Origin of the sequence: Magnetofaba australis IT-1 (assembly GCF_002109495.1) — a bacterium.
Lineage (GTDB): Bacteria > Pseudomonadota > Magnetococcia > Magnetococcales > Magnetococcaceae > Magnetofaba > Magnetofaba australis.
The window spans coordinates 480311-494003 of the sequence record NZ_LVJN01000020.1 but is presented as its reverse complement, the minus strand read 5'-3'; the positions used below and the strand labels follow the sequence as shown (position 1 = coordinate 494003).

General features: G+C 63.8%; 13 protein-coding genes. 12 read left to right on the top strand and 1 reads right to left on the bottom strand.

Translation table 11 applies throughout. The features are described from left to right. The first annotated feature begins 115 nt into the window (after nt 1-115). The 11 genes from tolR (at nt 116) to glmM (ending at nt 12497) form a co-directional block, all read left to right on the top strand. Nucleotides 116-547 (top strand): protein TolR, encoded by a 432-nt coding sequence (tolR, locus tag MAIT1_RS14430; protein WP_198947903.1) that lies wholly within the window; start codon nt 116-118, stop codon nt 545-547. Between the two features lie 11 nt (nt 548-558). After that, a complete protein-coding gene (locus MAIT1_RS21880; protein ID WP_085444018.1) occupies nt 559-1602 on the top strand; it encodes an energy transducer TonB in 1044 nt (347 codons plus the stop codon). Between the two features lie 47 nt (nt 1603-1649). Then, nucleotides 1650-2969, top strand: a complete 1320-nt coding sequence (tolB, locus tag MAIT1_RS14420) for a Tol-Pal system beta propeller repeat protein TolB (RefSeq protein WP_158089517.1) — start codon at nt 1650-1652, stop codon at nt 2967-2969. 138 nt (nt 2970-3107) lie between these two features. Next, complete coding sequence (gene pal / locus MAIT1_RS14415; RefSeq protein WP_085444016.1) at nt 3108-3707, top strand: peptidoglycan-associated lipoprotein Pal; 600 nt, start codon at nt 3108-3110, stop codon at nt 3705-3707. A 59-nt stretch (nt 3708-3766) separates the two neighbouring features. Next, nucleotides 3767-4993 (top strand): tol-pal system protein YbgF, encoded by a 1227-nt coding sequence (gene ybgF / locus MAIT1_RS14410; RefSeq protein WP_085444015.1) that lies wholly within the window; start codon nt 3767-3769, stop codon nt 4991-4993. A 37-nt stretch (nt 4994-5030) separates the two neighbouring features. Continuing rightward, nucleotides 5031-5729: a 7-cyano-7-deazaguanine synthase QueC gene (queC, locus tag MAIT1_RS14405; RefSeq protein ID WP_085445551.1), complete on the top strand. Its 699-nt coding sequence runs from the start codon at nt 5031-5033 to the stop codon at nt 5727-5729. Then, nucleotides 5726-6799 (top strand): tRNA lysidine(34) synthetase TilS, encoded by a 1074-nt coding sequence (gene tilS, locus MAIT1_RS14400; RefSeq protein WP_085444014.1) that lies wholly within the window; start codon nt 5726-5728, stop codon nt 6797-6799. Before queC ends, tilS begins: the two co-directional genes overlap by 4 nt. Before the next feature lie 113 nt (nt 6800-6912). Next, nucleotides 6913-8892, top strand: a complete 1980-nt coding sequence (gene ftsH, locus MAIT1_RS14395) for an ATP-dependent zinc metalloprotease FtsH (RefSeq protein ID WP_085445549.1) — start codon at nt 6913-6915, stop codon at nt 8890-8892. Between the two features lie 125 nt (nt 8893-9017). After that, entirely contained in the window at nt 9018-10175 is a 1158-nt protein-coding gene (folP, locus tag MAIT1_RS14390) for a dihydropteroate synthase (protein WP_198947902.1), read from the top strand. Nucleotides 10176-10226: 51 nt separating this feature from the next. Then, the gene (locus MAIT1_RS14385) at nt 10227-11060 is read left to right on the top strand and encodes a hypothetical protein (protein ID WP_085444013.1); all 834 of its coding nucleotides are present in this window, start codon (nt 10227-10229) and stop codon (nt 11058-11060) included. Nucleotides 11061-11117: 57 nt separating this feature from the next. Further along, the gene (glmM, locus tag MAIT1_RS14380; protein WP_085444012.1) at nt 11118-12497 is read left to right on the top strand and encodes a phosphoglucosamine mutase; all 1380 of its coding nucleotides are present in this window, start codon (nt 11118-11120) and stop codon (nt 12495-12497) included. A 19-nt stretch (nt 12498-12516) separates the two neighbouring features. On the opposite strand, the gene MAIT1_RS14375 is transcribed toward glmM, so the two are convergent. Further along, nucleotides 12517-12882 (bottom strand): Hpt domain-containing protein, encoded by a 366-nt coding sequence (locus tag MAIT1_RS14375; protein WP_158089516.1) that lies wholly within the window; start codon nt 12880-12882, stop codon nt 12517-12519. A 251-nt stretch (nt 12883-13133) separates the two neighbouring features. Here MAIT1_RS14375 and paaI point away from each other — a divergent pair, with 251 nt between their 5' ends. Beyond that, nucleotides 13134-13622: a hydroxyphenylacetyl-CoA thioesterase PaaI gene (gene paaI, locus MAIT1_RS14370; protein WP_085444010.1), complete on the top strand. Its 489-nt coding sequence runs from the start codon at nt 13134-13136 to the stop codon at nt 13620-13622. Nucleotides 13623-13693: the final 71 nt, after the last annotated feature.

Sequence of the window (13693 nt, the reverse complement as noted above, 5' to 3'; positions counted from 1 at the left end):
CCTGGACCCTCGTTAATTTGGCAGCCGTGCTTTATTCGGCTTTCGCGCGTTCAACGTCCAGTAAGAGACATCACGCGCATCGAACCATACGCCTGTCACGCAAGGGAGCGTCACAATGGGCATGAACGTCGGCATGGGCGGCGGCTTGGGACAACGTCCCGAACGCCCCATGAGCGAAATCAACGTCACTCCGCTGGTGGATATCATGCTAGTGCTGCTGATCATCTTTATGGTCACCGCGCCGCTGCTCACCCAAGGGGTGGAGGTCAATCTCCCCGGAACCAGCTCCGACCCGCTGCCGTCCCAAGCGGAGCCGCTGGTGATCTCGGTCACCGCCAATGGCGCCCCCGCCATTGAGACGCAGCCCGTCACCATGGATGAGATGGTGACCAAAGTGCGCGCCATCCGCGACCAGAACCCCAATATCCAGATCTTCGTGCGCGGCGATCGCAACGCCGCCTATGGATCGGTGATGGAGGTGATGGGGCGTCTGCACGCAGCGGGCATCCGCCGCGTGAGCCTGATCACCCAACCGCCCAAAAGCTGAGGATCGGACGCTTGGATACCGGGCTCTCACGCGGCGTTCTGCTGGGCTCCATCGGCCTGCACATCGCCGTGTTGCTGATCGCAACGCTGGCCACGCGCCTGCATACGCCGCCGGAGCCGCCGCCGCTCATGGCGGTGGATATCGTGGTGCTGGACGAAGCGCCCCCGCAGGAGGCGCCGCCGCCAGTCATCGAGCCGCTGGAGGAGCCGGAACCGGAACCCATTCCTGAACCGGAGCCCGCACCAGAGCCTGAGCCTGAGCCTGAGCCTGAGCCCGAACCAGAGCCCGAGCCTCAACCTGTCGTGGAGCCCGAGCCCACTCCAGAACCCGAGCCTGTCGTCGAGCCCGAGCCCATCGTCGAGCCCGAGCCCATCATCGAGCCCATTCCGGAGCCCGAGCCCGTCGTGGAGCCGACGCCGGAGCCCGCGCCGGAGCCCGAGCCTGCGCCGGAGCCCGAACCCGTTCCGCCCGCGCCGGAGCCGCCTCCGCCGCCCAAGCCGGTGGTGAAGGATCCGCCGCCCAAAAAGGTGGAGAAGCCCAAGCCGCGTCCGCGCGCCGCGCCTGCGCCGAAGAAGGTGGTCAAGCCCAAGCCGAAGCCCAAGCCCAAGCCACCGGTGAAGGAGAAGAAAAAGCCTGAGCCCAAGAAGCTGCCGCCGAAGCCGACTTTCGATCTGCCCAAGCCGAAGCCGCCCAAAGCCGCTCCGCCCAAACCGGAGTTCAGCGGGGTGATTCAGAAGCGCGTGCAACCGAGTTTGAGCGAAGCGCAGAAGGAAGCGCAGATCAACGCGTGGGCGCAAGACATCAAACTGCGCGTGGAGCGCAACTGGCGTCCGCCTATCGGGCTGCCGCCCGGGCATGAGTACTATCTGGAGGCGCGGATTCAAATAACCGCCGATGGCGCGTTGCGCATGCTGGATATTCTGAAGAGTTCGGGCAATCGCGCCTATGACGGCTCCGTGAGCCGCGCCATTGGCCTGACGCGAAATCTGCCGCAACCGCCGCCTCACTGTAACTGGTGTCGGCAGCCCATCGACGTGGTGTTCCAACCCGAATAGGGATTGAAGAGATGAATCGTGTTCGCAGCCCTGGCGTCGCGCGCCGAATGGCGCTTCTGCTAACCGCGGTCGCGCTTGTTCTGAGTTTCTCCTGTGAGTCGGCCCACGCGCGCAAGCTGGTGTTTAAAAAGGGCCTCACCGCCATGCCCATCGCCCTGCCCGCGTTCGTCAGTCAGAACGCCCAGGGCAAGAGCGGCGCCCCCGACGCCCTCAGCCAGCGCATCACCGAAGTGGTGTCCGCCGACCTGGGCAACTCCGGCTTCTTCAAAATTCAGAACCCCGACACCTACTTGCAGGGGTCGCTGGATCTGTGGAATCGCGGCCCCAACTATCGCGAGTGGCGACTGGTGGGCGCCGACGCGGTGGTGGGCGGCTCCGCCCTGCGCGATGGCGACAAACTGCGCGTGGACTTCTACCTCTACGACGTCGCCCAAGGCAAACTCATCGGCAAAGGGTGGCGCTTCTCGGCCACCATCAACGATTGGCGCCATGTGGCCCACCGCGTCTCCGACGAAATCTATAAGCGTCTGACCGGGCAGGAGGGCTACTTCACCTCGCGCATCGCCTTTGTGGCCGGCGAAGGGCGGCGCAAATGGCTGGCGATGATGGACGCCGACGGCGCCAACCGCATCGACCTGGATCTGGGGGTGAAGGATCAACTGGTGCTCTCGCCGCGCTTCTCCCCCGATGGCGAACGCCTGTTTTACATCTCCTATGAGAGCGGCGAACCGCGCATCTATCGCTGGGAGCTGTATACCGGCAAGCGCGTGCGTCTGACCGCCTTCCCCGGCCTCAACAGCACGCCGTCGTGGTCGCCGGACGGAACCAAAATGGCGCTGACCCTGAGTAAGGACGGCAACCCCGAGATCTATGTACAGAATCTCACCACCGGCCAGCTCAAGCGCATCACCCGCCATCCGGGCATCGACACCTCGCCCACCTGGTCCCCCGATGGCGAGACCCTGGCGTTCGTCTCCGACCGCTCCGGCGGCAAACCGCAGATCTACACCGTGCGCGCTCGCGGCGGCAATCCCGAACGCCTCACCTTCGAAGGCAAGCGCAATCTCGACCCGGCGTGGTCGCCCAACGGCGACCGCATGGCCTTTGTGCGCAACGAGGGCGGGAAATTCCGCATCGGCGTAATGGACGCCGATGGCAAGAACGTGCAACTGCTCACCGACTCCTGGATGGACGAAGAGCCCACCTGGTCGCCCAATGGCCGCGTGATTCTGTTCTCGCGCCAGGAGCGCGGCTCCGGCGAACAGCACCTCTACACCATCGACGTCACCGGCGCCAACGAGCGCCGGGTGCGACTGCCCGATGGCGTCGAGGCTTCCGGCGCGTCGTGGTCGCCGCTGATTCGCTGAACGGCGCATCAAAATAACTGGCACGGTTCTGGCTTAACATAACGCCAAAATGGCGTCTCCGGTCCGTCACGACCGGCAGAGCGTCAGAGTGTTGTCAATGCAATCGGAAACCAGACATCGTCGGACAGGGAGTTCGTCATGAAGCGCGCAGCATCGATTCTCGCCACCCTTTTTGCTCTTTCGCTGCTGGCTGGTTGCGGCGCCGTGCCCAAGGAGGGGCCCAATGACGGCGGCGACCCCAGCGGTCTGACCCAGGATGAGATGTACGCCAACGACCCCAACGGGCAGTCGGTGCGGCGTCCCGGCGCCAATGGCGCAGGCCTCAATGACCGTCCGGGCTTTGATCTGGATGGCGGACGCTACGGTCAAAACGGCGCCGCCGCCAACGGCATGCACGGCGCCGCCGTCGCCCCCAGCGAACCGCGCATCTATTTCGGTTACGACTCGGCGGATCTGACCCCCGAGGCCCAACGGGTGCTCTCCGGCGCGGCGCAATGGCTCATCGCCAAAGGCGCCGGCAGCCTCAAGGTGGAGGGCCACTGCGACGAGCGCGGCACCCGCGACTACAACCTCGCCTTGGGGCAAAAGCGCGCCGATGCGGTGAAGGATTTCCTGGTCAGCCAAGGCATGGACTACAGCATCATTCGCACCGTCTCCTACGGCAAGGAGCGCCCGCTGGTGAACGGTCACAACGATGCGGCCTGGGCGCGCAACCGCCGCGCCGAACTGGTCTATTGAGCCGCGCGACGCCATTTGTCGCCCCACGCAAGACGCGAAACGCAATCAGGTAGGAAACCATGGCCAAATTTGTCTTCCCCACCCGCCGTCAGTTGACGACGTTGAGCCTTGCCCCGGCGCTGTTTTTGGGCGCCTGCGCGCTGAACCCGCCGCCGGTCATGGGGGTGGATGACGCCGGCGCGCAGCAAGCCGCCGCCAGCAAGCCACCCATGCAGATGGCCATGGAGGAGCTGCATCGCAAGGTGGACGCCCTGGCCGCCGCCGACCAGAGCCGCCGCACCGTGCTGGCCAACCAGCAGGAGCAGATGAAGCTGATGCAGCAGGAGGTGCAGGCGCTGCGCGGCGAGCTGGATCAGACCAAGCACAGCGCCGACACCCTGATTCAGCAGATGGCCAACCTGCGCGCGCAACTGGGCGGGCTGCTGCAGACCCCCATCACCGCGCAAGGCCCGGCGCAGCCCGGCGCAATGACCTCGCAGATGAACCAGATGGCCGCGCCCATGGGCATGGTGGGCCAGAACGCCATGGCGCAGCCGGGCGTACAGGCGCAGCAGCAGCAGATGATGGCGCAACAGACCCAACAACCCATGCCCACCACGCCGCAACAGGCGGCGATGATGGCGCAACAGGCGCAGATGGCCATGAACCATCCGGGCCGCGCCGTGCCCGGCGGACGTCAGCCCATGCCCGGCGCCATGCAGCCCCCGCAGGCGGCGCAAGCGGGCAATATGAATCTCTACACCGGCCCTGGAGCCGCGCCGAACGGCGCGACCAACCCGCCATCCGCGGTGGTCAATGCGCAGACCGCGCAGGTTCCGGCTCCGGCGCAAACCGCGCAACAAGCGCCCCAGGCGCAACAGGCCCCGATGACCAAACCGGCCACCGCCAAGGAGGCTTATGACAAGGCGTTCCTGTTCCTGCAAGCGGGCCAGTATGATCAAGCGCTGAACCACTTCAAACAGTTCCTGGTGTGGTTCCCCGACAGCGATCTGTCGGATAACGCCCAGTACTGGATTGGCGAGATGTACTACGTGCAGCAGGACTATGAGAACGCCCTGGTCGCCTTCAATGAGGTCTACTCCAAATGGACCTCTTCGGATAAAGTCCCCGGCAGTCTGCTGAAGATGGGCAAGTCGTTCGCCGCCATCAATGACCACGCCAGCGCCCGCAAAGCGCTGCAACTGGTGCTGCAGTACTACCCCGACGACCCCGCCGCCGCTCAGGCCAAGCAGGAGCTGGCGCAGTTGGATCAGATGGCCGCGCAGGGCGCCGCCGCGCGCCCCTGAGCCGGTCTGGACGCGGAATCACAGGACGTTGATCGCCATGGATGGCACACCCCGCGCCGTAATTCTTCTGTCTGGCGGACTGGACTCCGCCACCGCCCTGCGCATGGCGCACAATCAGGGCTATGAACTCTATGCATTGAGCTTCCGCTACGGGCAGCGCCATAGCCATGAGCTCACCTGCGCCGCGCAGTTGGCCGCGCAGCTGCCCGATGTGACCCATCGCATTCTGGATCTGGATCTGACCGTGTTTGGCGGCTCGGCGCTCACCGCCGACATTCCGGTGCCCAAAGATGGCGTGGGCGACGGCATCCCGGTCACCTACGTGCCCGCGCGCAACACCGTATTTCTCAGTCTGTCCCTCTCCTGGGCCGAAGCGCTGGGGGCCCACGATATCTTTGTGGGGGTCAATGCGGTGGACTACTCCGGCTATCCCGACTGCCGCCCCCAATACATCGAGGCGTTCGAAACCCTGGCCAATCTGGCCACCCGCGATGGCGTGGAGGGGCGCCGTTTCCGCATTCATGCGCCGCTGATCCATCTCACCAAAGGGCAGATCATCGCCCAAGGTCTGGCGCTGGGGGTGGATTACGGCCTCACCACCTCCTGCTATGACCCCGACGAGCAAGGACGCGGCTGCGGTCTGTGCGACGCGTGCAGACTGCGTTTGGCGGGATTCGCCGAAGCGGGCGCCGCCGACCCGGCCCGCTACGTCCCCAACGCCTCTCCCGGCGCGTGAGCGCGCCGCCGCCGCACAAGCGTCTGAAAGATCCTCTGGCCCGTCGCATTCGCGATGGGCTACTGACTCTGCTCGACCCCGACCAACAGAACCTTAAGCCGCGCATGATCGTCGCCGTCTCCGGCGGCTGCGACTCCATCGCCCTGTTGCGACTGCTGCACACTGCGGGACTGGCCACTCCGGGCAATGCGCGGGTGGCCCATTTTGATCATGCGCTGCGCCAAGAGTCGAACCTGGATGCGAAATTCACCGAAGAGTGCGCCCATGCGTTGGGGCTGACCTGCATGCAGATGCGTTGGCGTCCGCCAAAGCGGGAGGAGATGGGAAATCTGTACGACTCAGCGCGCACTGCGCGCTACGCCTTTCTCGGCGCCTGTGCGCGGGAGTTTGGCGCCCGCTATCTGATCACCGCGCACCACCTGGATGATCAAGCGGAAACCTTTCTCCACCATCTGTTGCGCGGCGCCGGGCCGCGCGGTCTCGGCGGCATGCGCGCAAAACGTCCGCTGGATTCCGCGCAACCGCCCGTTTATCTGCTGCGACCCATGTTAAGCATCCGCCGCGACGAACTCCGCCAGTGGATGACGGAGCATGCGTATGCATGGCGCGAAGATCCGACCAACGCTGATGAGCGCTACACCCGTGCGCGGTTACGCCATCAACTGCTGCCGGCCATGGCCAAACTGTTGCAGGCGGATCCCGCTACGCGCATGAGTGAAACCGCCCTGCGGGTGGCCGAAGCCGACAGCGCATTGGAGTTCTCTCTCAACGCGCTGTGGCCGAGCCTGCAGTGGCGTCGCGACGAAGAGTACGGGCATGTGTACGCCATCGAGACCTTGCGCGGGTGGCCGCCCGCCCTGCAACAGCGGGCGTTGGCGCGCATGCAGGCCTTGTTGGCGCCCCACGCCTCGCTCAGTCAGCGCGCGTTTGATGCGTTTCACGACCACCTGAGCAGTCCCCGTAAACGCTGGGAAATGCGCGTGGCGGGTCTGGCGTTGGGACGCGACGAACAGCGCGGCTGGGCCCGCGCTGAAACATCCGCCCCGCGCAAACGGGAGGAGAACCGTTGAACTTTTGACTGGCGATGCCTATCTTGTAGCTTACGCTGGGGTGGATGCTTGCCCACTCCCGGCGGCTGTTGCGTTTTTTCCCCAAGTCCGCGCTGTGCGGCGAAGGAGGTTCCTTGAACGGGTTTTACAAAAACCTGTCCCTGTGGTTGGTCATCGGCCTGTTGCTGGTGATGCTGTTTAACATGTTCAACCAGCCCACGGGACGGGATCAGCACATCACCTTCTCGGAGTTCATGTATCAGTTGGATCAAGGCCGCGTCACCGACGTGACCATCCAGGGGCGGAATCTGTCCGGCGTCTATGCCGACAACACCCGCTTTACCACCTATACCCCGGACGATCCCGATCTGATGCGCGTGCTGCGCGAACATAAGGTCAACATCACCGCGCGCCCCCCCGAGGAGACGCCGCTGCTGTTGACCATCCTCATCTCCTGGTTCCCGATGCTGCTGCTCATCGGCGTGTGGATCTTCTTCATGCGTCAGATGCAGTCCGGCGGCGGGCGCGGGGCGATGTCGTTCGGCAAATCCAAGGCCAAGCTGCTCAATGAAAACGCCACCAAAGTCACCTTTGCCGATGTGGCGGGCATTGAAGAGGCCAAGGAGGAGCTCGAAGAGATCATCCAATACCTGAAAAACCCGCAGAAGTTCCAACGCCTGGGCGGCAAAATCCCCAAAGGGGTGCTGCTGGTGGGCCCGCCGGGCACCGGTAAGACGCTGCTGGCGCGCGCCATCGCCGGTGAGGCCAACGTGCCCTTCTTCAACCTCTCCGGTTCGGACTTCGTGGAGATGTTCGTGGGCGTGGGCGCGGCGCGGGTGCGCGATATGTTCGAGCAGGGCAAGAAGAACGCCCCGTGCATCATCTTCATCGACGAAATCGACGCCGTCGGTCGTCACCGCGGCGCTGGCCTGGGCGGCGGACATGACGAGCGCGAACAGACCCTCAACCAGTTGCTGGTGGAGATGGACGGCTTTGAGTCCACCGAGGGCGTGATCATGGTGGCCGCCACCAACCGTCCCGACGTGCTCGACCCAGCGCTGCTGCGTCCGGGCCGCTTCGACCGTCAGGTGACCGTGCCCAACCCGGATATCCGCGGCCGTACGCAGATCCTCAAGGTGCACATGGGCAAGGTGCCCATCGCCGAGTCGGTGGACGCCGAGGTGATCGCCCGCTCCACCCCCGGCTTCTCCGGCGCCGACTTGGCCAACCTGGTCAACGAAGCCGCCCTGGGCGCCGCCCGCGAGGACAAGAAGCTGGTGACCATGGCCGATTTTGAAGCGGCCAAAGACAAGGTGATGATGGGCAAACCGCGCAAATCAGCCATCATCTCCGAGCACGAGCGCAAGACCACCGCCTACCACGAGGCCGGACACGCCATCGTGGCGGCGATGATCCCCGGCTCCGACCCGGTGCACAAAGTGACCATCATCCCCCGTGGCCGCGCCCTGGGCTTGACCATGCAGCTGCCCACCGAAGATCGCTACACCTACGCCAAAACGCAGATGGAGGGGATCATCTCGGTGTTGATGGGCGGCCGCATCGCCGAGGAGATCATCCTCGGTCAGCTCACCACCGGCGCGGGCAATGACATCAAACGCGCCACCGATATGGCGCGCAACATGGTGTGCAGCTACGGCATGAGCGAAAAGCTCGGCCCCCTCACCTATGTGGACAACGAACAGGAGATCTTCCTGGGTCGTGAGATCACCCAGCACAAGCAGGTCTCCGAAGAGACCGCGCGGTTGATCGACCAAGAGGTGTTCGACATCGTCGATCGCAACTACAAGCGCGCCTGGCAGATCCTCACCGACAAGCGCGACGTGCTGGAAAACATGGCCGTTGCCCTGCTGGAGCGTGAGACCATCGACGCCGAAGAGGTGCAGAATCTGGTCAATGGCGTGCCGCTGGCCGAAGCGCTCAAACCGCTGGAGCCCGACGACAAGGACGGCGGCCCTTCGACGGGCGCCCCCGATGACGCCGAACCGGTTCAGGCTGAGTCCGACGATGCATCCAAAGGCGATGTTGATGACGGCGGCGAAGAGCCCGAAGGCGGCGCGCCGCCTCCCGGCGCGGAGCCTCGCAATCTGCACTGATTGCAGCCAAACTGGATGCTGAACACGCAGTTCGCTGAGAGCCTGGGGCCTTTTGCCCCAGGCTCTTTTCTCATTCATCTCCCGGCGATCGTCACCCGCCGCCCTGACAGGAAACGCCTCGCTCCATGACTGTCCATGCGCTTTTGCTGCCCACCTTGGGCGCCGTTCAATTGGGCGGCGCCCCGTCGCGTCTGTCCCATGAAGGCCAGATCCATCCAGGCGAAATCCGCGCCTACCTCACACGCCTGAGCGGCTGGAAGCGCGAATGGGATCGCCTGCTGCCCGCCGGTTGGGTGATCGAACACCATGGCGCCAGCCAGCGGCACGCGGTGGGGGCCGCCGACAGCGACGCCCTGCGCAAATGGGCCAAATCCCTGACGGACACCGTCGCCGCCGAAGCGATCAAACCGCTGCTGTGGGCGCTACACCACCATGAGACGCCCCTGACGCCCATATCCATCGGCGCGGCGCAGTGGAATTGGCGCCGCCCTTATATTATGGGCGTGGTCAACGTCACCCCGGACTCCTTCTCCGACGGCGGCCAGTGGATCGATCCCAAACAGGCGGTGGAACACGCGCTGGAACTGGCGGATGCAGGCGCCGACATCCTCGACATCGGCGGCGAATCCACCCGTCCCGGGGCGCAGGCGGTCTCCACCGAGGAGGAGCTGGCGCGGGTGATCCCGGTAATTGAAGCGTTGCGTGGGCGCACCGATCTCCCCCTCTCCATCGACACCAGCAAGGCGCTCGTGATGGCCCGCGCCGTGCATGCGGGTGCCTCTGTGATCAATGACGTCACCGCCCTGCAAGGAGACCCCGACGCTGTGGCGGAAGCGGCGTCAAATCAAGCACCTGTGTGCATTATGCACATGCAGGGCAGCCCGCAGGATATGCAGGATTCGCCCCGCTACGCCCATGTCACGGCGCAGGTGTACGCCTATCTTGCCGAGCGTATCGCCCATCTGCGCGCCCATGGCGTCGATCCGCGCCGCATCTGGGTGGATCCGGGCATCGGCTTTGGCAAGACCACGGCGCACAATGCGCAACTTCTGCGGGAGTTACCGGTTTTGCGCGGTCTGGGTTGCCCGGTGCTACTGGGTCTGTCGCGCAAACGCGTGGTGGGCGATTTGAGTGGCGTGACCGACGCCAATCAGCGGGACGCCGCCAGCCATGCATTGGGCGCATTGGGCGCTATCCATGGCGCGCAGATCATTCGGGTGCACGATGTTTTTGGCGCGCGCCAAGCAGTGGGCGCGCTACATAATCTGACCGTTATCGCCTGATCGCTCGCCTGCGGTGGCGATGGCGCGACTGCAGGGAGCAGGTAGAAAACCATGAACGCCCCACTCAATCGACAAGCCCTGGCCGAACGTTTGCGTCGCTCGCGCGCGCAACAGACCCAGACGCCCTATGGCTTGGATAACGAGGCGCTGTGGGAGGCCGACCCTTTTGAGGCGGAACACGACGCCGCCATCGACGCCCTGCTCTCACAACGGACCGACGAGGGGATTGGCGCGCCAACTGCGCCGAGTTCTACTGCGCCAGCCAAACCCGCTGCGGAACCAGAAGCGGAAGATCCCGCCATCACCGCGCGCAAAGCGATGTTCTGGCGCGACCTGGCCTCGGTGCTGCGGACCTCTGCCGACGGCGCCAGTCGCTATGTGGATCTAACCATCCGCAATCAGACGCGGCAACAGTTGACTTATGCCGATGGCCGCGTGCGCGATCAAATCATCTTCTATGGCGTGTTGGAGATGGGCGCGACCAAAGGTCACAAAGCGGTGGTCACCATTGAAACCGCAGAGGCCCTTTTGGGCTGTCGCAGCGGCGTGGCGCGTTTCGCCACGAACCTGGGCGTCTGCCCTGGCACCGGCGACGCCAGGGCGGTGGGCGAGATTGTGTTGACGCTGGATCCCGACGCGCCGTTCATGACCCACATGCACGGCGCTTTTGAGCGCGCTCTGCGCTTCAACCTGCCGCATATCCCAGTGCGCCTGCACATTCTGGGCGATTTTCCGGCTCATGATGAGGGAGAGGCGCCGCTGCCCGAGTCGCTGGATCGACGCATTGAGCGCCTGGCCATCGGACAATTGATTGACCTGCAGAGCCCTTTTCCGCAGGATATGGTGTTCCAAGCCCTGGACCCGGACGGCAATCTCTCCGATTGAGCGGGATTCCGCCTCCAGGAGACAATTCTCAATATTTGACTTTCAGGCGGATTCATTATGAGCGCAAGCAGCAGCGGCAAAACCCGCAAACTTTTCGGCACCGATGGCGTGCGTGGTCTGGCCAACGTCCACCCCATGACCCCGGAGCTGATTCTGCGTCTGGGCAAAGCGGCGGGCATGGTGTTTCGCACCGGCAAGAGCAAACGCCACACCATCATCATCGGCAAAGACACCCGACTGTCCGGCTACATGTGCGAAACCGCGCTGGTGGCGGGGCTGACCTCCATGGGCATCAACTGCATTCAGGTGGGCCCCATGCCCACTCCGGCCATCGCCTTTCTCACCCGCGCGCTGCGCGCCGACGCCGGGGTGATGATCTCCGCCTCGCACAACCCCTATCACGACAACGGCATCAAATTCTTCGGTCCCAACGGCATGAAGCTGCCCGATGAGATGGAGCAGCGCATTGAGGATATCCTGGAGAATGGCGAGTTGGACGCCTTCCAGCCCCATCCCGACGAACTGGGCCGCAATCGCCGCATCGAAGACGCCTTGGGCCGCTACATTGAGTTCTGCAAAAACAGCTTTCCCAAGGATCTGGATCTCAATGGGCTGCGGGTGGTGGTGGACACCGCCAACGGCGCCGCCTATCGCGCCGCGCCTACGGTGCTATGGGAGTTGGGCGCTGAGGTGGTGACCCTGGCCGACGACCCCAACGGCTACAATATCAACGATGACTGTGGCTCGCTGCATCCACGCATGATGCAGGAGAAAGTGCGCGAAACCCGCGCCGATATCGGCATCGCCCTGGATGGCGACGCTGACCGCTTGATCGTGTGTGATGAGAAGGGCGTACTGCTGGACGGCGACTGCCTGCTGGCCCTATGCGGTCTGGAGATGCATCGCGAAGGGCTGCTGCGCGGCGGCGGCGTGGTGGCCACCGTGATGTCCAACCTGGGGCTGGAGCGCCTGCTGGCGCGGCATGGCCTGACCCTACAGCGCACCGCCGTGGGCGACCGTTACGTACTCGAGCATATGCTGGCCCACGGCTACAATCTGGGCGGCGAGCAGTCTGGCCACATCATCTTCAGCGACCACAACACCACCGGCGACGGTTTGATCTCCGCACTCAACGCTTTGGCCATCATGGCGCGCCGCAATAAGCCGCTGTCTGAACTGGCTGAAGAGTTCGAGCGCGTGCCGCAGGTGCTCAAAAACGTGGTGATCCCGCGCGGCTCCGACCCCATGAGCAGCGAGAGCGTCAGCGAAGCGCTGCAGGATGCTGAGGCGCAGTTGAGCGGCATGGGTCGACTGCTGGTGCGCAAATCGGGCACCGAGCCGAAAATCCGCGTGATGGTGGAAGGGGATGACGCCGGGCGCATCGAAGTGCTGGCGGAACAGTTGTGCGGCGTGATCCGCAAGGCGGCGGACGCCTAAGACGAGGCCGCGCTCTCGGTTAGCCCTGCATCGACTGCAAGCGCTGTCGCAAAACCTGAACACCCTGTTCCAGATCCTGCTCAAGCTGGTCAAGCCCGGTGTACAACATATCAGCGGACTGCGGCGCAGCGTAGCGCTGCATGCCGCGCGCTTCGGACTCGATGCGGCGCAAGGCGAAGCTGGCCGAGGAGCCGGCAAAGCGGTGCAGATGGTCGCTGACGTCCTGATAGCGACCATCCTCCAACGCGCCGCGGGCATCTTGGAGATAGCGCCGTCCATTGACGTGATAGAGCTCCAGCAGATTGGTCAACTCGCCATAGGTCAGACCGTCGACCAGAATCTTCCAGAAGGATTCGTCTATCTCTCTGTCGTCCCGCGCATCCACGGCATCAATCCAGTTTGGCGTGAAAGTTCAGATAGGAAACGCACAATCTCGCGCGTCGATGTATTCATTTTCCTTGTATGACGCCCCTTTATAAGCAACGTATAATGTTGTGTTGCAAGGCGTTTTTAATGTCTCATACAAGAGAGTAACGCAACTGACGCCTCTTGTGCATCAAAAAGTAACGCTCTTGGCGCATTCGCTTTCAATCTCCTTAATGTCTGATTCTCAAACTGAGCAACAGGTTCAACGCTATGTCACATCCTGAACAAAACAGCCCTGCCGCCACCCAGGAATCGCAAGCTTTGGCCGAGCGCATCGGCCAGTGGTTGGCGCGCATGCCATTTGCGCAACATCTGGGAATTCGCTTTGAAGGCGCGGCGCCAGGGTTTGGCCGCTGCGCCATGACCATCGCCGATGAGCACTTGAACATGGTGGGCATCGCCCATGGCGGGGTGGTGTTTGCGCTGGCCGACACCACCTTCGGCGTGGCCTGCAACAGCGATGGCCGGGTGGCGGTGGCGCTCTCCGCCCACATCGCCTTTCACGCGCCCACACGGGTGGGGGAAACGCTGATCGCCGAAGCGCACCGCGTCTCCCAGAGCCGCCACACCGGCCACTACCGGGTGGATGTCACCAATGCCGAAGGGCGCGCCATCGCCCAGTTTACCGGCGTGGCCTATCGTCGGGAGGATGCAGTGGAGAAGTGGATGGAAGAGGCAGGGCCTCAACAGTCGGAATGAATAAAACCGGCTTTCCATAATGGAGTGGCGGAAAGCCGGTCGTACGGTATGTTCGTCGCCCATGAGAACAC

What these genes read in the sequence shown, in the direction of transcription:
- tolR (WP_198947903.1), top strand. Translation starts at nt 116, where the DNA reads ATGGGCATGAACGTCGGCATGGGCGGCGGCTTGGGACAACGTCCCGAA.
- tolB (WP_158089517.1), top strand. Translation starts at nt 1,650, where the DNA reads ATGGCGCTTCTGCTAACCGCGGTCGCGCTTGTTCTGAGTTTCTCCTGT.
- pal (WP_085444016.1), top strand. Translation starts at nt 3,108, where the DNA reads ATGAAGCGCGCAGCATCGATTCTCGCCACCCTTTTTGCTCTTTCGCTG.
- ybgF (WP_085444015.1), top strand. Translation starts at nt 3,767, where the DNA reads ATGGCCAAATTTGTCTTCCCCACCCGCCGTCAGTTGACGACGTTGAGC.
- queC (WP_085445551.1), top strand. Translation starts at nt 5,031, where the DNA reads ATGGATGGCACACCCCGCGCCGTAATTCTTCTGTCTGGCGGACTGGAC.
- folP (WP_198947902.1), top strand. Translation starts at nt 9,018, where the DNA reads ATGACTGTCCATGCGCTTTTGCTGCCCACCTTGGGCGCCGTTCAATTG.
- MAIT1_RS14385 (WP_085444013.1), top strand. Translation starts at nt 10,227, where the DNA reads ATGAACGCCCCACTCAATCGACAAGCCCTGGCCGAACGTTTGCGTCGC.
- glmM (WP_085444012.1), top strand. Translation starts at nt 11,118, where the DNA reads ATGAGCGCAAGCAGCAGCGGCAAAACCCGCAAACTTTTCGGCACCGAT.
- paaI (WP_085444010.1), top strand. Translation starts at nt 13,134, where the DNA reads ATGTCACATCCTGAACAAAACAGCCCTGCCGCCACCCAGGAATCGCAA.